Genomic DNA, 21,219 nt, shown 5'->3' on the forward strand with positions numbered 1-21,219 from the left:
GGTTTTGATTCCTTCCTTGATTTGAGCCGCAGTTTTGCCTGTTTTGTTTAATTGTCCTTGTTCATCTCGAATAATCAGGTTCTGCGTGTTAATGCCGAATCTTGTTTGGCTGGATTGGCTGTCTTGGTCTTTACCATAACCAATCGCATTGCTTAGGCTGTGGGTTGGCTTGCCCTCTTTATCTACCCTTTGCCCGTTAACCCCCCGATGGCACTCGTCTCTGACGAGTGCCTGTATCTCATATTTTAGATAAATTGTTTAGCACCCGTCTGGAGGCGGGCGCTATCGGGGGATATATTAAATAATATCACTTGCTACTGCTATAATAGTAACAAACAATACTACAAGATATAATTAAAGGAATTATTAATATAATCTTCACTTCACTCCACTCAATCAGATAATCTAAATGATAAACTCCATGCACAGCTCTAATTAAATATTTACCACCTATTAAAACTACAAAAATAGAAATAAGAAAATAGATATAGAAATAAAAAAACATTTTTGCTTTATTACTTAGATGGAGCTTCATTGTTACCCCCATTTAAGTATCTATAATTATCCCAAATCATTTCCAATGATTTACTTGTAGAGCTGTCAAACATATTTCCGACCCCTACAGGGATTGAACTAGGTTTAACAAATCGAATGATTGGTTTTCCTTCTTTAATAAACTCCGTTCTTAGACCATTTCCATAAGTATTAATATTTCTATTTAGAGGGTTTTCTACTCCTTTACCAAAGCCATAACCTATACTACTTGTTACTGTTTTTACACCCGCTCTTTCCAGCGCATTTTCAACCGAGAAACCTTGTAATTTCCCATCTTGCCATTTAGCATTTTCTAAGCCTCCCTCTAAAAAACCTGTTCCAATATTCCAAGCCGTATATCCTTTAAAACTAAAGTCTTTCGTAATATAGGCTTCTCCCATATCTTTTAAGGTTTCTTTTACACTAATCTCTCCATTAGTCAGGTATTGAGCACCAGCACTCACCGCACCATTCGCTCCCACTATCACACGGGTTGATGTTGATGAGAGGTCAAATAGTGCTTTACCGACTTTGCCTGCTCCCAATACAGTAGAGAAATAAAATTCAGGAACAACAGGTTCAGCACCTAATTCTCGTCCAAATACGCTATAATCATTTGACAGCCCTGATATATTTGGATATTCCCATTTTGAACTAAATTCATAGGCATTCGCTTTTTCAGTTCTAACTGCACTAGCTGCTTGGTCAATGCCTTGTGTCAGTGCTTGTTTTACAACAGGATCATTTTCAACTTTATTTCTAATCTCTGGATTAGATAAGGCATTCTCTATATGAGTAATAGCTTCACTACCTAATAGCCCTTCTGTTGGTTTGACTTTAGCTTCCGCTTTATTGGCATTCATTATTTTTGCCATCCAGCCTGAGCCGTCAAAGCGAACATTCTCTCTAGCATAATCAAATCCTTCTTTAGCAAGAGATGTATGTTTAGCACATTCCTCTGTATTTCCTCCTAGCCTACAAGCAGCTTTTAATGTTTCACTATTTGCTTTATTAATATCAGTAAATTCTTCTTTTACCTGTTCAATACATTCTTGATTGTTACCACAAGCACTTATATCTCTTTTATAGTCAATCCAATCTTGCTTAGATAGATAGTTATTCTCCACCGCATTTTTCCCAATTCCCTGCCCTGTTTTCACTGCTTGAGCTGTAGATAACGAACTGCCTGAACTGGAGGCTAAACCACCAGCCAATCCAGCCGCTACTTGGCTTAGCTCCGATACCGTCCGCTTTTCCCCTTCCGTTAGATTTTCAGGAGATTTACCAAACACCTGTTCTGAAATCAGTTTCGCCCCCACTTCGCCCGTTACCGCTGCAACCGCTCCTGCACCAGCTTTGCCGCCTTGTGCATAGGCTTCCACCGCTCCCCAAAGGGCGTGAGCTATCAGGTTCGCTTCTGTATTACCCTCTGTTGCCTGCTTAATTTCTGTGTTGATATAAGGCGAAACCGCTCCCGTTATTACCCCTGCCGTTGGGCTGCCACCTAAGGCTAACCCTACTGCGTTGGTAATCGCATCCACACCTTGTCGGTAAGCTCCTCCCGTTTCCCATTTCTCCGCTTCGTTTTCCAGTATTTTGGCTTTGGCAAGATTGCCTGCGGCTTTGGCTTTTTCTGCCTCTGCTCGTTTGCTTTCAGCGTGAGTGGCAACTTTTTCATTGATAGTTGCCAGCGTGATGGTTTGAAACTCTTGTGTCGCTTTAACCTGATAATCCAGCTCTTTTTGCAACTTATCTTTGTCAAAACGGTTTTCAAGTTTACCTGAATGGCTTTCAGCACTATCTGTTGTAATATCGGTTTTTACCTCCTCCTTTATTTGTGCTGTCGTTTTGCCTGTTTTATCAAGCTGGGCTTGCTCGTCTCGAATTATCAGGTTTTGGGTGTTAATGCCGGATGTTGTTTGGCTGGATTGACTGCCTTTATCCGAACCGTAACCTACATTCACCCCGCTTTGTAATGACGCTACACCTGTGGCTAAAACTCGGTTTCCACTTTCATCTTTGACTGTTTTTGAACTCTGTGCTTGACCTTTATCTCCCAATGGCGTATCAAAATTCGCCGCTGCACTCGCACTTACTCCCACACTACTGCCTTTGTAGTTAGCATGATTATCCAAGTTTGTGGCATTCAGCGTGCCTGTGCTGAAACGGTTTTTGCCTTCCGCTTCGGCTTTTTCAGTTGAGGTCACTAATCCGCCGGTTAATTCAGTATGCTGTTTCACCTCTACATCATACCCCTCATCCCCTGCAAATATCCCTGCCTGTTGATTGACACTGGCATAGTCGGCATTCATTTTCGATTTGCTGTAACTCGCACTGCCTGAAACGCCATAGCCTACCGTCACTTGTCCGCTCACACTTTCTTGCTTACCCTCATACTTCATTGTGTCTTGTAAACTTTGAATGTTGAGATTTTCTGCATTCACTTTGACAGATTTGCCTTTGACTTGTGAGCCGATGATATTCGCATCACCCCCACTTTCAATCGTGGTTTGGCTGGAAAGGCTACCTACTTGGCTACCGACCCACGCTTGGCTTTCGCCGTTGCCGTAGCCTTTTGCCACGTTGCCGCCTGCTGTCACCCCAAACGCAAAACCACTTGAGCCGTAGCTAATCGCCACGCCGGCATTAAAACCACTCGATTTGTTTTTACTCCGTTCAAGGTGGTTTTCATCCACTGCTAACATATTTACACCACCTTCGCCTTTTAAGTGCGTGCCGCCTTTGCCTGATACATCGCTACCTGCAATAGTCAAGGTCGAGTTTTTGCCGTCTCCTTCGGTTTTGATATTTACCTTACCGCCGGCGTTGATTTGGCTTTTCTCTACCTTGTTCCCTTCGCTATGTTGGGTTTCTACGCTTTTTTGCTCGCCATAGGTAATCGACACACTCACATCTTGGCTTAAGGCTTGCGTTGGGTTTTGGCTTAATGCTTCGGCTAATTTACCTACTTGCTCCGCTGTCCGCATTGCTTCAAAACCGGCATTCACCGCCCCTAATGCATTAATGCGATCATTTTTACTGCTCCCTATCGCTTTTGCAGAATTTACGGTGTTTTCGACCGCTTGTATCGCATTCGTTATCGGTGTGCTAATTGCCACCGTCACCCCTTTTTGCTCTGTGGTGCGTTTGTAATTGCTTTCATAATCCGAACGTGCTGCCGTAATGTTGGCTGATTTGGCGGTGATATCTACATCACCATCTCGGGAGGTCACGACGCTGCCGGTTTGTTGGTAATGATTGCCTGCTTGAATGGCGGTATTCCCCGACAAGCTCCCCACTTGGCTACGAGCTGCACTTTGTTGAGTGCGGTCTTGTTCGATTTGTTCTTTTTTCGAGCCGATGGTAAAACCAAAACCACTGCCCATTAAGCCCGATTTTTTCGTGCTGCTCATTTCATCTTGGTAATGGGTATTGACATCAGACACAATAGCAACATTGTTGCCATAAATACCCAAGGCTTCATCGCCCACCAACGAGGAGCCTTTCACTAACACATCGCCAGATTGTGCAATTACATTCACTTTGCGTCCGTCTATATTGCTACCGATGGCTTCACTGATGTCGTGTGTGTAACGGTAAGTTGACGTGGTTTTATTGAAAATACCTCGGCTGGTCGATTTTCTGGCGGTTTCCAATCGCTCTTCCGCTCTGCCTGCCTCAATCCGCACATCCCCTTGGCGTGAGCCGAGCAACACTTCGCCCGATTCACTGCTGATGTCAGACTGGCGAACTACCATATCGCCACCGCTTACCGCACGAATATTGCCTTTTGCCGAAATCCTATTGCCGACCTCTTGTGTTTGGTCTAAGCGGTAGTAGTTATCCGCATTGCCGTTGTAATGCTCTCGGTTTTGCGTTTTTAACGTGGTAATGTTGAGCGAGTTCTTCGCATCAATATCTATTGAGCCTTTACTCTCTAGCGAAGTCGCTTTTAAGGTTATATCGCCTCCGCTCTGAACGCTTAATCTGCCGTTATTGCCTGTGACAGCGACACTGGCAAGCTGGTCTAATTGCGTGCGGATAAAGGTTTTATCTTGATTTTCGGTATGGCTTAGGGTGCTGGCAATTTCTACCCCTTTTCCACCATAAAGGGAAAGGGAATCCACCGCCTCAATTTTACCGCCTAAGTTAATTAAGGTCTGTTGTGCCGATAAATCCACATTCTTACCTAACACAATGCCTCTGTTTTCAAGCTGGTTGCTGTGTAAACGGGTTAAATCTAAACCTGCAATCACACCACTGTTTTCCACTTTATCTACACTACCAATAATTTGATTAGCCGAAATCACCGCCCCACGAGAAGTGATATCACTATTGCGAGCCACTAAATAAACCTGCGGCACAAGGGCGGTAACTTTTCGACCATCTGCAAGGGTGATTTCTTTATTGACCAGCCACACCATATCGGTAGTAAGTTCCGACATCTGTTTTGCCGTTAAACCCACCCCAACCGCAAGATTAAACTGTTTGGCATATTTTACTCCGCTGTTCATCAGGGCTTTATATTGCTCTAAATCATCGTTGTAACCTGCAATAAAACGTCTGCCTGTCAGTTGGTTAATCTGCTCATTCACCAGCGTACGCTCATAGAACCCATCGCCCAAGCGTTTATGCACGTTGTCGTGGTTATGGCGAAGCTGTTCAAACATATAATCTGAACTTAGCCATTTTCGACGGTCGGTAAATTTAGGGTCGGTTTCCACTATGTAGCCGTTGGGTGCATCAGGGGTGATTTTGTATAAACTCGCCTGCGGTAAACTCACGTCTGCTAAATGGGTTTTGATAGTTGGCATTTCTAACTCGCCTAGTTTATTCGCATCAAAATTATCAACAGTTGTATTTAATTTGCCGACAACCTGCCCTGAATCAACGATTTTGTTTTTATCTTGCTCACTAATCGTTGGCGTAAGTTTGACATTTACCGTACCGCTGTTTGGGTTGGTATCAGACCCTGTAATACTGACGGTTTCTAGGGACACATTTTGGGCTTTGGTTTGTTCATCAACAGTCGCATTAGATGAAATTGGAGTGCCGATGGTGTTTAGCACCAAATCAAACTTAATCTGCTTTGATGGTTCTTGATCAATATCTTTTTTAATCTTTTCATCAAAGAAAAACCGTTTAGTTTGCCATTTTTTCGGTCTATATCTATCTTGATAATAACGATAAAAATAACCGTCATTATGGATATTCATAGTAGCTTCCAGATCCTTATTAATCAGAACCCCTTGATTTGAAATAATTTTTTCATTTGATTCAGTAATTTCTTTGCTATTAAAAAACAGCTTTCCGCCAACCATAAGTTGGCTATAGAGATTTAATGCATTTTCACTATTCAAATTCAAATTTCCACCCACTAAAAATTTAGCAGAAGCTTGACTTTGAATTTCTGGAATATATTTAGTTTGCGTATATTTTTTCCTTTGCCAATATTCGTCTCTATAAGCTACTTCGTTAGATCTAGTTTTATCATAAAACATAAATACTGCCCGCTTATGACGCTGCCCATTATTGTATTCCATTTCTCCATCAACACCGTTTCTATACCATTCATTAACTGTATGAGTAGTACTATTTTCTCTGCCATATAGATCAAATTCTTCTTTTTCTTCACGTATTGTAGTACTGACATGAATATCTCGATTTTCTATTTTCTGAGCATTAACTGTAGAATTACCTAAAAATTCAATTGTGGCACTTTCATTCTGAATTAAACTTGCATTACCTATAACGTTCCCATTTTCATCAAAACTATTCCCTATATCGGCTTGACCTAATGATAAGATATATGCCCCATCACGATTTATTAAAGTATCTATACCAAGAGCTAATCTTTCCCTTGCAGCGATAGTGGCAGAACTTACTTTTCCATCAACTGTTTCCGCAAGATTGTTTATATTTTTTGCTTTAAGCGAGAGATGATCACCATAAATCCGCCCCGTACCAATATTGTTAATTTCAGTGGCATTTAGCAGGGTTTTCTCGCCGTCAATTAAACCTCTATTGGTTATTTCATTGGCGGTTAATTTGCTGTTTTTTGAGGAAATTTCACCGCTTGCGGTATTGATAATTTGATTGGCAGCAAGCGTTGCTTTATTGCCAATCAATAAAGCGACATTATTGGTAAAATTGCCTTGCGTGCTAAAATCTAAACTATTGCCCACTTCAAAGGCGTTATTTAAGGTAAAGCTGTCTTTTAAGCGAACAGTTAAATCCCCTTGCGTTTTAATTGAGCCTTCCTGTTCCAACGTTTTTGCCGTTAAGTTAAGGCGATTTTTCGCTTGAATTAAGCCCTCTTGGTTGTTAAGGCTTAAATTGCCATTATCTTTGATGGTAAGTGTATTCTCTGAAAGTACTTCTCCCTGAAAATTATCTAGGGTTTGATTAACCGTTATCGCAGCAGCATCAGTAACATAAACACCACCTCGTTGATTAGAGAACATATTGCTGTTTAGCGTTAATTGCCCTGCTTGAATACCTTGTGTTGGGGCTTTATCTGCGGTTTTTCTTTTCGTGTTTTGGTTATCTAGTTGCTCTGCATTTAACACAAGCTGAGTTGTGCCTAAAATCAATGAGCCTTTATCACTCATGGCAGTATTATCTATCACTTTTGCATTCACTTCTGCCGTTTTCGCGGTAATTGAGCCAGCTTTATTGTCAATTTGTGCAGCATTGAGCGTTAAACCTTCGTTACTATTTAAAATGCCTTGTTGGTTATTGATATTTGAAGCCACAGAAACGTCTAGCTGTTTATTTGAATGGATAAACCCTTGTTCATTATTCAATGATGAAAGGTTATTTAGAGAGAGTTTATCTACGCCAATAATACCTTTATTTTCAGCCTGCGTATTACGGTTATCAATTTGATGTTGCTGTGTATTAATTTCCGTTTGTTTGGCAGAAATTAACCCGGCTCGGTTATCTATCTTACCGCTCTGAATATTTAAAGATTGGTTGGCAAACAATGTGCCATTGGCATTATCCAACGTTGATTGGTGGGTATTAATAGCAAGAGAAGCTGTTTTACTGGCAATAATGCCATTCTGGTTAGTAATGCCCTGTTTGGCTTCTAGTGTGAATGATTTCTCTGCTTGTAAACGGCTATGCTGATTAATCACTTTATCGGCATTGAGGGTAATTTCATTCGCACTAATTTCACTATTTTGGCTTGAATTAAGCTCTGATAAAGCAAGTGTTGCTTTACCTGCGGTAATCAATCCATTTTGTTGTGACAAATTTTTCGCTTGAATATCAAGATCACTGCTGATACGAATTTGCCCGCTATCATTGGTTATTTCGGCTGTATTGAGTTGAGCATTATTAAAGCTGATAATATTACCCACTTGGTTATCTAGCACTTTTGTATTTAATGCTAAATTTTGCTGAGCGATAATCCCTTTATCTTTTTTGCTCGTCAGCGTATTTTGATTATTTAATGTTCCGTTACCCGTATCTAGGCTAATATTATTTGCTGTGATAAGACCCTGCTCATTAGATAATGAGCCACTTTTTACATTCAATTGTTGAGCGGCAACAATTTTACCTGCTGTATTATTGAACTGATGGTTATGCGTATTTAACTGTAAATCCGCAGTTTGGCTGCCAATAACTCCGCCAATATTGGTTACATTTCCTTCTGTTGTTATATGAGCCGCTTTTTTCGCAACAATATGGCTATTTTGATTATTCAATTCGCCTTTGGTGGTAAGATTAAGTTGCTCTGCAAAAATAAGGCTATTTTCTGTTGAAGAAAGTGTGTTTGAATTTAATTGTAGATTTTGAGCTTCAATAGTTCCTTTTTGCTGACTAATTTCACTCACCGTTAAATTCGCTTTTTGAGCCGAAGAAATAATGCCTTTATTGTTTAACAATGTGTCGGCGTTAATCTCTATCTTCTGTTCAGCACGAATAGCCTCTTCTTCATTATTGATTTGAGAAGCGGTTAAACGACTATTTTTACTGATAATTTTCCCGTTTGTATTATCTAGCGTCTGACTTTCTAATAATAATTCTTTACCTACAATGATACCTTTATCTTCTGCGTTGGTATTTTTATTACTCACCACACCATTTTTAACCGTAATGCCGGCTTTTTGTTTCGCATAAATTAAGCCGTTGTCATTATTTAAGTGTTGGCTGTTGAGTTGTATATTTTCCCCTGAAAATAATTTTCCATCCGCAGAATTTACACTGCCGTTTAAATTCAAATAAAGTGATTTTCCACTGCTTAGCGTACCTTGTTTATTGTCTAATTGCTTAGCATTAATCGCAAAATTACCCTGTGTGCTAAATTCACCACTTTGTGTATTGATTATCTCACCGTTTAAATGCAGATCCTGCTCACCCGTTTGTTTCCAGACGGCATTTTGTGCATTTAAGACTGTTTGTGAGGTATTTATCGCTTTTGCCGTTAAAGAACTACCTTGTGTAGAAAGTAAGTTTGGCGTGGTTAGAGTGAGTTGTTCTGCCGTGAAATAGGCACTATTCGCCTGAATATCGCCCGATTTGGCACTGTATTCAACGGTATGGGCATTATTTTGGCTCTGATTGGCATCAATCTCAGCTGCCGCAACGTGAATTTTCCCCGAAGCTAAATTTTTGCCCTGCAACGTGGCTTTTTCGGTGGTTGCAACCGTGATAGCTTTCCCGGTTACAGATTGAGCTTCCAACTTCCGCACTTCGCCCTGTGCTGTGTTTGTAATATCTACCCCTGCGGCAATCAGTGAGTTTTTGTCGGCGTGAATTTGGCGGGCGGTGTAGGTGATATTGCCTTTTGCCACCGTTTCGCCGCTTTGTTGGATTTTAGTATCAGCTTTTTTCTGAATATTGCCGCCCCTCGCCACGATGGAACCGCTATTTTGAATATCGGCTTTCGAGTTAAACTGAATATCGCCCTGTTTATTTTCAATTTTGCCGTGGTTTTCAATGCCGTGTTGGGCGTTGAGTTGCACGGATTGTTGGGCGTTTAACGTGCCGCTGTTTACAATCCGCCCTTGACTGTCAATGGTGAGCGTATCGGCACTTGCACCGATGTGCCCAGCGTTACGCACGCCCACGCCCTGTTCCGTACCAATCAGGTGGATTTTGCCCGAATACATTCCGCCCAGTTCGCCCACATCAATCGCAACTGTGGGCTTTTCTTCCCCTGCAAGCGGTTGGTTTGTGTGAATAATTTGCAAATTTTTATCAGAAGCTGACCGCTTGACGGTGTTTTTGCCGGTAATTACGGTGGTCTCTTTTTTCGACCAAATCCCTGCATTGGCTTGGGTTTCTCGGGCAATGATATCGGTGTAATCCACACGGCTGTTATCCATTCCTTTGCCCGATACTTTTACCTTGCCTTTTTCCACCACAAAGCTATCCAGATTGCCGTTGTTAATCTGTGGTTTACCTGTGGTAAAAGTTGCTCGGTCTGAATTGATAATACCGCAGCCGTCACAATGCAAGCCGCTCGGGTTGGCGATAATCACTTCGGCTTTTTTACCAGCCACTTCCACATAACCTTTCATTACCGAAGGCTTGCTGGAATTGACTTCATTTAAAATCACCTTCGCTTCGCCACGGGCAAGATAGGGGTTGCCTTGCACCATACCGGCTTGTTGGGTAGCGGTGTTGGTGCGGCTGTTGTTGAGGATTGCCCCCTTCTCCGCTACGTCAAATTGGCTGTATTTATTGTGGGAAAGCCCTTTATCGTTCGGGGTTTGAATATTGATTTGCGGCAGCCCGTTGGCGGTTTGCAAAATAATCGGCTGCTGATTTTTCGGTGCAGTGCTATCGGCTTGAATAATCAAGGTTTCCGCCATAGCGTTGTCTGATAAGGTAACGAATCCCAACGCACAGAACAAGCTGAACGCAAGCGGTCGAATTTTGCAAATTTTTTGTAAAATTGCACCGCTTGTCATACTTTCACTTTCTGATTTACCTGCTGATTTTGCTAATTCAGATACCACCACGATACGTTTTAAGGTCTTGCTGAAAATAGTGCGAAAACAATGCTTATTCATAATAATTCCTTAATAGCACAATATACTTAATACAATATGCCCAATCATTCATTAAAAATTGTAACCAATATTAAAACCGGCAACGGTGTCTGAGGTTTTAAACCCTTCCGGTTTTCGCATCGGTCTACCGGCAAACACGTCATAACTAAATCCTTTAACTCCACCCCGAAACCCAATGGCTGTTCCCATTAAATGATGTCCGAGCTGATTTTCCGTTGCCCAACCGGACACTCGACCACCATCTACCGCCCAATAAAAAGCGTGGCTCGGATTAAATTGCCAGCTCAACTCATTACGCCAGTTCCAGCCCCGCTCACCGGAAAGTGTCAGTTCACCGTCAAATCCACGTATGGTGTAACGCCCGCCAATCGAAAAACGGTCTTGAGGAACCAGTGGAGTTTTATTCCACTGAGCATTTAGACTACTTTGCCACTGCCATTGCTGTTCGCCCCATAAAAATGGCTTCGTCAGGCTTGCATTTGCCGTGATGATTTTAGGGCGAGAAGTCCCTTCACCATAATCTTCCTCGGGAGCAGATAATGCTCCTCGTGCTGCCGTACCTCGTTTGAAATTAGCCGAAAGCTCAAGCGTAGCGGTCGGGAAATATTCTTTATGCGAAAAACCCGCTTCCCAGCCCGCCATTCGGCGTTTGTTGACACTGATTTCTGCTCCATCAATATAGTTTTGCGACTGGCGTGACCAAAGTGAACCGGACAAGGTCGTTTTGCGTTTGGCATCACGATAAAGCAAATAAGAGAGCGTTAATTTATCGGTATCACTTTCACCGGCGTAGAGATAGCTCTTATCAAAGGCACCAAATACTTCTTGGTGATAGCGACTGTGAGTGTGCGAAAACGCTAACTGCCAATAGCCAAACGGCACGGAATAGTAAAGCGTGAGATTTTTACTGGCACGTCTGCCGTTATCATCGCCTTTTTGTTTCATCGAATGGGTAAAAGAGGTATAGAATAGGTCATTTGCCGAAAAAATATTATCTATAGACAGAGTGGCGGAGGTTTGTAATTTGCCTGTGGATTTCGAGCCGGCATCGTCCAGCCCAAGATTTAAGCGAAATGGAAACGCTTGCGAATAGCTGATTTTTAAATCACTCTCGCCCGCCTCCGCTTTTTCGCTTGAGCTGGGTAAAATCTCAATATTTGCCTCCGCCGTCGGCACCCGTTTTAGGTTTTCCAACGACTGCTCAATATCTCGCACATTCAGAATATCGCCTTCAGCAAAAGTAAAACCGGTTAAGGCGTGCAGCTTGGTAAAACGCGGTACTTTGCCGCTATCTACCACTAAAGTATTGCGTATTTTGCCCGGAATCACGGTTAAGACTAATTTTCCGCCACGTAAATCTTGTTCTGCAGTGACCACTCGTGTGGTGACATAACCTTTGCCGATAATTTCGTTTTGGATTTGCTTCATCAACACGCCTACCCCTTCACCGCCGAAACAATGCGGTAATGTCAAATGAAGTGATTTTGCTGCTTTTTCAAACGCCCATTGGAATTGGCTGGTAGTCAGAGAATTATCAGGCGAATAGTCAATGAGGGTGATTTGATGAATGGGGTAACAAGGCGATTCGTGATTGGAAAGAGTAAGTGTATCAGTGATTTGTGTCTCGAGCCGCACATCAGCTTTCGGCTGAAATTTTTCTGCTTGGCTTTGTTGGTATTGCTGTTGACGGTGTTGCTGGGCAGCATCAATTTGTTGTTGAGTTGCATCAATGTGTGTTTGTGCAGCTCTTGAGTCTGCCTCCGCAACGAAAGAAATACTTAACAACAGCGAACTTAAAATTAAATTTTGTGAATATTTCATAGGATTACGCCAATAAGATATTGAATCTTTTTTAGTCTATAAAAATTTATGGTGTTTTGCAAACTCCAATTTTTGAAGTGCTTTACATCTTCTGACGTCAATCGGTTTTTATGCTAAAATCTCCGCCATTTTTATACTATAAGAGAATAAAATAACCGTGTTAGTTTCAGATTTTCATTTCAACTTACCCGATGAGCTGATTGCTCGTTACCCGACTGCTGAACGCTCTGCCAGCCGTTTACTACATTTAAACGGAGAAACAGGGGTATTTGCCGACCAACAATTTGTGGATTTATACGACCATATCAACGAAGGTGATCTGTTGATCTTCAATAACACCCGAGTGATCCCGGCTCGCCTTTATGGTCGAAAAACGAGTGGTGGTAAAGTGGAAGCATTAGTAGAACGGGTATTAGATGGACACCGTTGCTTGGCTCACGTTAAAGCCTCAAAAGCACCGAAAGAAGGGGCTGAATTGATCTTTGGGGAAGATAAATTAGGTGAAGGTAACGGCTTTACGGCGACAATGGTAGCCCGCCACGATACCTTATTTGAATTGGTGTTTAACGGAGATCAGCCATTATTTGAATTGCTACAGCAAGCCGGTCATATGCCACTTCCACCTTATATTGACCGCCCCGATGAAGATGCCGACCAAGAGCGTTATCAAACGGTTTACAGCAAAGTGTTAGGTGCAGTTGCCGCTCCTACCGCAGGTTTGCATTTTGACAATGCAATGCTTGAAAAACTAAAAGCAAAAGGAGTCGAAACCGCTTTCGTGACACTACACGTTGGTGCAGGTACTTTCCAGCCGGTACGGGTAGAAACCATTGAAGATCATAAAATGCACGCCGAATATGCCGAAGTGAGCCAAGAAGTCGTTGATAAAATTCTTGCAACGAAAGCTAAAGGAAAACGAGTCATTGCGGTTGGTACGACATCAGTGCGTTCGGTTGAAAGTGCCGCCCAAGCGGCTGAAAAAGACGGGAAATTAATTGTACCGTTCTTTTCTGACACCGCTATTTTCCTTTACCCGGGAAAAACCTTTAAAGTCATTGATGCGTTAGTAACCAATTTCCATTTACCAGAATCCACGCTAATTATGTTAGTCTCGGCGTTCGCCGGCTACAAAAATACGATGAACGCCTACGCCCACGCAGTAGAAGCAAAATACCGTTTTTTCAGCTATGGCGATGCGATGTTTATCAATAAAAACCCAAATGCGTTGAGTGATGTTCCTTAATAAAACTGCTTATACCAAGGGGAGACTCCTCCCCTTGCTTGTTCAATTTCAATAGAATTTGGGTAAAACTTTACTCTTATCATTCCTGTTTCTGCGGTGTTTAATACGCTAATATGCTTTCTGTTTAATCGCTCAATAATCTGCTTATTCGGTAATTTCCACGGGTTCCATCTGCCGGCAGAAATTAGTGCAAATGTTGGCTGAGTAGCTGCTAATAAGGTTTCACCGGTGCTACTTTTACTGCCGTGATGCCCAACCTGTAGAAAATAAATTTTGCCGAGCTGATGGGCAAATTGGCGTTCTTGTTCCACGCCGGAATCTCCTGTCAACAAAATTTGCAAGCGGTCGTTTTTGGCTAAAATAACGCAAGAGTCTTGGTTTTTAGCTCGTTCTACAATGTGTGATGGGTAAATTGCCGATAACTGCCATTCGCCAAATTGCCACGATGTTCCGGCAATACAAGGCTCGGGATTTAGATTGTGATACGCCACCTTGCTTGAACTAATTAGCCCTGCTTTGGGATAGGCTTTCAATAATTCCTCAACCCCACCTGAATGATCATTATCATCGTGGCTTAAAAAAATCGCTTCAACCTCAACCCCATTTCGCTTTAAATACGGCAAAATTTCCATTTTTGCCATTGAGTTGATCTCGCCATTCTTCGATTGCCAACTCGATCCCGTGTCATAAATCACCGCTTTGTTCTGCTCATAAATTAACGCCATTGCCAGCCCCTGCCCGACATCAAATACTACCCACTCTGTTTTGGCTTGATTTAAAATCTTAGGCAGATAAAAACTCAGATTGAACAATAGGGATACCGCTACTGCACTCAACCATTTTTTATAAGCCAGCCGATATAATTTGCAATAAAGCAATGCTAAAACCAATAAATTAAGCGAAAGCAACTGCCATTGCTGCCAATGGCTTAATGCAAACCACGCATTAGAAAGCGGAGCTAACAGCCATAAGCTAAATTGAGCTAGATAGTCCGCCAGCTGCCACGTTGAAAACAGATTGTCGGTTAAGAGCGTAAATAAAATAAGCGATACAAGCAAAAAGCTATACAGTGGCACAATAATCAAGTTGGCAAGCAATGCAAAAGCAGAGATTCCCTCAAAAAAGTAGAGTTGAACCGGTGAGAAAATCAGCCAAATGCCGATTTGTAAGTGTAAAAGCGATAACCACAAGTGGTTAAATTTTGTGATTTTTTTACGATATTCATCGTTTAAAAATCGGCTAGGGGGAAAATATTGATACCATAAAATTAAACTTGCTACCGCTAAAATTGAGAGCCAAAAACTATCAGACAGCAGGCTCAATGGGTCAATTAAAATCAGTAATGCCACTATTCGCCCCCAATATTGCCAAGGGGTATAGTGTCGCCGCAGAACTTGGCAAAGCAAGACAAACGCAATCGCCAGCAACGCTCTGACGGTCGGCACGGCAAAACCGGCTAAATAGCTGTAACCGAATGCCGTAATTAAACCAACTATTCTTGCAAAATAAAGCGAAAATCCGACCGCTTGTAATGCGGTAAGCTCGCTTTTTAAACAGAGCCATTGCACGCCTTTGGCAAAGTAAACACCAAACAACATTGCCAGCCCGATATGCAAGCCTGAAATGGCAATTAGATGGGCAGTAGCGGTTTGTTGGAATTGCGCCCAATGTTCTGTTTTCAGCCACGCCCTTTCGCCGAAAGCCAGAGCCAATAATAAGCCTTGCGTAGGCAAAGAGTCCGTTTCAGCTTTCACCTTATTCAGCCAATTTGTTCGCAAGCTATAATCAGTTTTGGCTAATGTTTCTACCTTGCGAACCGTTGCTGTTATATTGATATGATTGGCAAAATACCAACGTTGGCGGTCAAAATTGCCTATGTTACTACGGGCTGAAATGGGGCGAAGAGCCAGTTCGGCTTGATAGAATTGATTAAGTAACAACGGCTGTTCCGATTGCCAGTTCAAGTAGATCTTCTCGCCTGTATTTAGTGTCGCAATTGCTGTTTGATAATCGGTTTGTTTTAAGATTTTACTGATTTCAAATTGAACAGGCGTTTTACTAGCGGTCGTTTTTTCCGCATTTTTTGCAACTTGAATGATCTGAATATAGCCAATACAAACCAATAAGCCGAGTACAGCCGTTAATTTTGAGCGTAGATAAACACTCAATATCAGCACTAAAGTTCCTATTACTATACCCACAAATAGAAACGCTTTAGGCAACCATAAAATAGGCAGATGAAATAGAATCAGGGCAATACAAAGACGATCTAAAGTCATAATTCGGCTTACTTTTTAAACCTGAGTATGCCGTTTATGCTTAATATTTTCAGAATAAATTTTCAGATTTTCGACACAGATCGCAAAAATACCTGAAAAAATAAAGGCAGACTTTTTAGCCTGCCTTATAAAGAAGAGATATTATGCTGATTTTTGATCTTCAGCGTAACTTACCGCTGCGGTAAATAATACGTCTGTTGAAGAGTTTAATGCGGTTTCAACTGAGTCTTGAATTACCCCAATCACGAAACCTACCCCAATCACTTGTGCTGCAATATCGTTTGGAATATTAAATAAACTACAAGCTAATGGAATCAATAATAATGAACCACCTGCCACACCAGATGCGCCACAAGCACAGATTGATGCAACTACGCTTAATAAAAGTGCTGTTGCAAAATCAGGCTGAATACCTTGTGTATAAGCTGCTGCTAGGGTTAATACGGTAACAGTAATCGCTGCTCCTGCCATATTAATACTTGCACCTAATGGAATAGCTACAGAAGCGATCTCATCACGAACGCCCAAACGCTTGGCTAAATTCATATTTACCGGAATGTTGGCTGCTGAACTGCGGGTAAAAAATGCCGTTACACCACTCTCTCGTAAACAGGTAAATGTAAGTGGGTATGGGTTACGACGAATTTTCCAATAGACTAATAATGGATTTAGTACTAATGCCACAAATAACATTGCACCAACTAAGACAACTAATAAACGTGCGTAATCTTCAAACGCATCAATACCATTGATGGCAACAGTTTCAGCTACTAAACCAAATACCCCAATAGGCGCAAATGCAATCACAACTTTCACAACAAACGAAACGGCATTAGCTAAATCATTTAAGAATGCTTTTGAAGTTGCCGAACCGTGGCGGAATGCAATCCCTAAACCGATAGACCACGCAAGAATACCGATAAAGTTTGCATTACTTAATGCGACTAATGGATTATCAACTAAGTTAAAAATAACGGTTTTTAGAATTTCACCAATGCCTTGTGGCGGGGTTAAACCGTCTGGGCTTGCAGTAAGCTCTAATGTAGTTGGGAACATAAAGCTTAAAACAACAGCCGTTAATGCCGCAAAAAATGTACCTAATACATAAAGCACCAGAATCGGCTTTAATTTGCTATCTGAACCAACTTCTTTATTTGCAATCGCTGCCAAAACTAATACAAATACTAAAATAGGCGCAATGGCACGTAATGATTTCACAAAGAATTGACCTAATACACCAACGCTGGTAGCCCATTCTTTATTAATAAATGCCAGCAATACCCCTAGCACTAAACCAATGGCGATACGTAATACTAAATTACCGCCAAGAATTTTTGATGATAATGATTGACTCATAACCCTTCACTTCTGTAAGACAACAAAAAAATAAGGATAAATAAAATTTATCCGCCTGAAAAAATAGGTTTATAAGATTAGCGGAAAATAAACAAATATGGAATAAACAAGCGGTTTATTTTTCAGATTTTTTTACAAAAAAGTGAAGTTTTTTACATTCCATGGCTATCATATTATTTTTTCCTTAGGTTCTTTGAACATCACTATTCTTTCAGTACAATAGTTCTCTAAACTCTTTTATTTATTTTATTTACTATGAAACCAACCAATAAAGCAGATTTTCAACGTGTGATCAATGCAGCTGGCTACTCTATGAAGGGGTTAAAAGCCGCTTATATTAATGAAGCCGCCTTTCGCCAAGAAATTTGGTGCGCTACTATTTTATTCCCTCTAGGGCTTATTCTAGGCGAAACCAATATTGAAAAAGCATTATTAGTAGGCACAGTTTTACTTGTTTTAGTTACAGAACTACTCAATAGTGCGGTTGAATCTGTTGTTGACCGCATTGGGGCTGATTTCCACGAGCTTTCTGGTAGAGCTAAAGATATTGGCTCTGCAGCTGTATTTATGGCGATGGTTTTACTCGCTATAACTTGGATATTAATTTTGTTTTGTTAACTCTATTTTTCAACCAACACTCTTACTGAGGTATTTATGCGCTTAAAAAAAACATTACTTTCGGTAGCACTACTTAGTGCAACATCAGCAATGGCCTACGAGACAGGTAAAACATATCGTTTTACGGTTTTACATACTAACGATATACACGGTCACTTTTGGCAAAGTGATAAAGGCGAATACGGTCTCGCTGCTCAAAAAACATTGGTTGATAATATTCGCAAAGAGGTCGCAGAAAAAGGTGGTTCGGTATTAATGCTGAATGCAGGTGATGCGAATACAGGCGTGCCGGAGTCAGATATGCAAAATGCACGTCCTGATATTGAAGGAATGAATGCGATTGGTTACGATGCAATGGTTCTAGGTAATCACGAATTTGATTACCCACTGCAAATTCTCTCTATGCAAGAAAAATGGGCTAAATTCCCCTTTATTTCGGCCAATGTCATTAATAAAAAAACGGATAAACCCATTGTAAAACCTTACGTGATGTTAGAACGAGGCGGACTAAAAATTGCTGTTATCGGATTAACAACCGAAGATACCGCAAAATTAGGTAATCCAGATGTAACGGAAAATGCCTTTTTCAAAAACCCTATTGAAACAGCAAAAAACACATTAGCTGAAATTAATCAAAAAGAAAAACCCGACGTACGTATCGCTTTAACCCATATGGGTTACTATTTTGACGGTAAACATGGTACTAATGCACCAGGTGATGTAACAATGGCCCGTACCTTAGAAAAAGGAGCGTTCGATTTAATCATTGGCGGTCATACCCACGATACTGTTTGTATTGATGAAAAAGGTCAATTCAAAGCCAAATATACGCCAGGTGAGGAATGTAAACCAGACTTCCAAAACGGTACTTGGATTGTGCAAGCCGGCGAATGGGGCAAATTTGTTGGACGGGCTGATTTTGAGTTTAAAGATGGAAAAACCACCTTGGTAAAATATGAATTAATTCCGGTCAACTTAAAAAAAACCATTAAAAAAGAAGACGGTACTAAAGAATACCAACTTTACCAGCCTGAAATCAAAGCCGATGAAGCGACCTATACCTTATTGAAAAAATATCAAGATGAGGGCGATAAAAAGCTTAATATTGAAGTTGGTCGTGTGAAAGGGTTATTAGACGGCAAACGTGAGCATATTCGCTTCCAACAAACCAATCTCGGTCGTTTAATTGCACAATCGCAAATGGAAAGGGTAAAAGCCGATATCGGGATTATGAACTCCGGCGGTATTCGTACCTCCCTTGAAGAAGGTGTAGTAACTTATAAACATATTCTGACTGTTCAACCTTTCGGTAATATGATTGCAACGGTGGATTTAAAAGGACAAGAATTGTTAGATACCCTCACCACTATTGCTCTGAAAGAAGTTGATACTGGCGCTTATCCTCAATTTGCCGGCATTTCAATGGTAGTCGATCGTACAGCAAAAACTATTTCTGATGTTAAAATCGGTGGCAAACCTTTTGATAAAGAGAAAACTTATAAAGTTTCTCTGCCTGACTATGTTGCGGCTGGTGGCGATGGCTACCCATTACTGAAAAAACACCCTAGCTATGTCAATACAGGCTTTATTGATGCCGAAATGCTGAAAAAATTCTTCGAAGAAAATAAAATTATTGAGGCAGATAAATACGATCCAAAAAACCAGATCATTTTCAAATAGAGCTATAGAAAATGAAACTCACTCTGGCAGTCTCTGCTCAAAAGAGCTGTGGCTGCCAGTAGATTGTTTTCTTACTTTCAAGTGTTATAGGAAATCGATAAAAATCCCTACCAAATTAATTCATCACCATATGATGAAAATTAAAAAACCTCTGGCAATACTTTGCCAAAGGTTTTTGACTTTTATAGGGTAATATCACTGCTTATTAGCCTTTAACACGTTGTTCCAAAATCACATTCAGTGTTTTTTGTTTCTGTTTCAACGCATTTTCGGGTTCGGCTTTAACTAGTAAGGTATAAATTAAATCAAGAACGAAAAGTTGTGACATTTTAGTACCGATAGAATCTCCTTGCATATGCCCCTGTCGATTACCATTAATTAACACATAATTAGCCTCTTCCGTGACGGGGGAGCGTAAATTGTGTGTAATCGCAACCGTTGTAGCTTTATTTGCACGAGAAAAACGTAGTGATTTCACTATTTCTTCAGAATAGCCTGAATGGCTAATCCCTATAACTAAATCCCCCTCTTTCACTAATGCCGCCTGCATATACATAAAATGATTATTTGTGACTGCATCGGTTTGTAGCCCAATACGCATTAATTTATGTTTTGCATCTTCTGCGGTTAACCCAGAAGAACCCACTCCAAATAAAAAGATCCGTTTTGCCTTACGTAATTCTTCAACAACTTTTTCCAACACGTTAAAGTCAAGCAAATTAATAGTCTCTTCAATAACGTTATCTAAACTCACTTTGAGCTTCTCAGCAATATCTTTCGATGTATCCGATTCTGAAACATCCGTATCAAGCAATACTCTATTATCTTGATTTTGCGTAGCCAACTCTATTGCAAGCTCTAATTTAAAGTCGGTATAACCTTTAAAACCTAATGTACGACAAAAACGAATAAAAGTTGCTTCACCAACATCTAATTGTTTGGCCACTTCAGATAATGAACATTGGCTTAGCAATTCCGGCTGAGATAAAATAGCAGCAGCTATTTTCTTCTCTGTTTTGGTTAAACTATTTTGTAGCGAGCTAATTGTATTAAGAATTTTTCCCCGACTAGACATAGTAGCCTCCTAAATCAATTCAACAGGTACTTTCACCACCAGCTTTTTCAATGTTTTGTTACCATTCACCGAATTTCCAGGCTTATGTGGTTCATAAGGGAGGAAAATAGCGAACATATTTGGCTTGAGGATCAAGTTATTTTTATCATCAATCTCAGCTGTTAATTGGTAGTCATCTTCATCTCGATATTCATCATACTTAGATAAATCCGGCTGACTTAATCCGTATTCAATCATTTCTTCACCGTCTATTAATAATTGAATATCGATAAATTTTCGGTGTAACTCTGCTTTTTTTCCCTCAGCTGGCGTAGTTTCAAATGACATCACATTCATGCGAATACCATTTTCTAATTCTTGCCAGCCTAATTCCAAATTAACTAAATCTAAACTTTTTAATTTTTTACAAAGGCGAGCGAATACTGGTGGAAGTGATTTTAAATAATCGTCTCTTGATAAATCGGCTAATATCATATAATTCTCCTAAAAATAACTAATCCTAATAATCTGCTCCATACTACTAAAATTTATGAAGATACACTCCAATAAAAGTAGGATAATTCGTAAAATATATAATCTCAATAAGCA

The 21,219-nt window shown here is 40.7% G+C and carries 9 protein-coding genes; 3 read left to right on the plus strand and 6 right to left on the minus strand.

The genetic code is table 11. The features are described 5' to 3' along the window. Positions 1-515: 515 nt before the first annotated feature. Positions 516-10,559 carry a hemagglutinin repeat-containing protein gene (locus ACJ7Z2_RS08330; protein ID WP_409499988.1) on the minus strand — a complete coding sequence of 3,348 codons (10,044 nt, stop codon included), beginning with the start codon at positions 10,557-10,559 and terminating at the stop codon, positions 516-518. Positions 10,560-10,610: 51 nt separating this feature from the next. After that, positions 10,611-12,380, minus strand: coding sequence for a ShlB/FhaC/HecB family hemolysin secretion/activation protein (locus ACJ7Z2_RS08335; protein WP_409499989.1), 1,770 nt, complete (start codon positions 12,378-12,380; stop codon positions 10,611-10,613). A gap of 157 nt (positions 12,381-12,537) precedes the next feature. Between ACJ7Z2_RS08335 and queA the strand changes: the two genes are divergently transcribed. Next, positions 12,538-13,623, plus strand: coding sequence for a tRNA preQ1(34) S-adenosylmethionine ribosyltransferase-isomerase QueA (queA, locus tag ACJ7Z2_RS08340; protein ID WP_409499990.1), 1,086 nt, complete (start codon positions 12,538-12,540; stop codon positions 13,621-13,623). Here the strand turns inward: queA and ACJ7Z2_RS08345 are convergent. Both ACJ7Z2_RS08345 and sstT read right to left on the minus strand, forming a co-directional pair. Further along, a complete protein-coding gene (locus tag ACJ7Z2_RS08345; protein WP_409499991.1) occupies positions 13,620-15,902 on the minus strand; it encodes a DNA internalization-related competence protein ComEC/Rec2 in 2,283 nt (760 codons plus the stop codon). The genes queA and ACJ7Z2_RS08345 overlap by 4 nt on opposite strands. Positions 15,903-16,043: 141 nt before the next feature. Then, positions 16,044-17,258 carry a serine/threonine transporter SstT gene (gene sstT / locus ACJ7Z2_RS08350; protein WP_126302010.1) on the minus strand — a complete coding sequence of 405 codons (1,215 nt, stop codon included), beginning with the start codon at positions 17,256-17,258 and terminating at the stop codon, positions 16,044-16,046. Positions 17,259-17,513: 255 nt separating this feature from the next. Here sstT and ACJ7Z2_RS08355 point away from each other — a divergent pair, with 255 nt between their 5' ends. Both ACJ7Z2_RS08355 and ushA read left to right on the plus strand, forming a co-directional pair. Continuing rightward, entirely contained in the window at positions 17,514-17,876 is a 363-nt protein-coding gene (locus ACJ7Z2_RS08355; RefSeq protein WP_006248602.1) for a diacylglycerol kinase, read from the plus strand. Positions 17,877-17,912: 36 nt separating this feature from the next. Then, a complete protein-coding gene (gene ushA / locus ACJ7Z2_RS08360) occupies positions 17,913-19,556 on the plus strand; it encodes a bifunctional UDP-sugar hydrolase/5'-nucleotidase UshA (RefSeq protein WP_126302009.1) in 1,644 nt (547 codons plus the stop codon). A gap of 205 nt (positions 19,557-19,761) precedes the next feature. Here ushA and ACJ7Z2_RS08365 read toward each other — a convergent pair whose 3' ends face one another. Together ACJ7Z2_RS08365 and nanQ are read right to left on the minus strand one after the other, a co-directional pair. Next, positions 19,762-20,631 (minus strand): MurR/RpiR family transcriptional regulator, encoded by an 870-nt coding sequence (locus ACJ7Z2_RS08365; protein ID WP_006248604.1) that lies wholly within the window; start codon positions 20,629-20,631, stop codon positions 19,762-19,764. Positions 20,632-20,640: 9 nt separating this feature from the next. Further along, on the minus strand, positions 20,641-21,105 hold the full coding sequence (nanQ, locus tag ACJ7Z2_RS08370) for an N-acetylneuraminate anomerase (protein ID WP_006248605.1): 465 nt from the start codon (positions 21,103-21,105) through the stop codon (positions 20,641-20,643). Positions 21,106-21,219 lie beyond the last annotated feature (114 nt).

Source organism: Mannheimia glucosida (assembly GCF_046267875.1).
Lineage (GTDB): Bacteria > Pseudomonadota > Gammaproteobacteria > Enterobacterales > Pasteurellaceae > Mannheimia > Mannheimia glucosida.

Bases quoted from the DNA above. Each gene is read 5' to 3' on its own strand.
- ACJ7Z2_RS08330 (WP_409499988.1), bottom strand. From the start codon at position 10,559: ATGAATAAGCATTGTTTTCGCACTATTTTCAGCAAGACCTTAAAACGT.
- ACJ7Z2_RS08335 (WP_409499989.1), bottom strand. From the start codon at position 12,380: ATGAAATATTCACAAAATTTAATTTTAAGTTCGCTGTTGTTAAGTATT.
- ACJ7Z2_RS08345 (WP_409499991.1), bottom strand. From the start codon at position 15,902: ATGACTTTAGATCGTCTTTGTATTGCCCTGATTCTATTTCATCTGCCT.
- sstT (WP_126302010.1), bottom strand. From the start codon at position 17,258: ATGAGTCAATCATTATCATCAAAAATTCTTGGCGGTAATTTAGTATTA.
- ACJ7Z2_RS08355 (WP_006248602.1), top strand. From the start codon at position 17,514: ATGAAACCAACCAATAAAGCAGATTTTCAACGTGTGATCAATGCAGCT.
- ushA (WP_126302009.1), top strand. From the start codon at position 17,913: ATGCGCTTAAAAAAAACATTACTTTCGGTAGCACTACTTAGTGCAACA.
- ACJ7Z2_RS08365 (WP_006248604.1), bottom strand. From the start codon at position 20,631: ATGTCTAGTCGGGGAAAAATTCTTAATACAATTAGCTCGCTACAAAAT.
- nanQ (WP_006248605.1), bottom strand. From the start codon at position 21,105: ATGATATTAGCCGATTTATCAAGAGACGATTATTTAAAATCACTTCCA.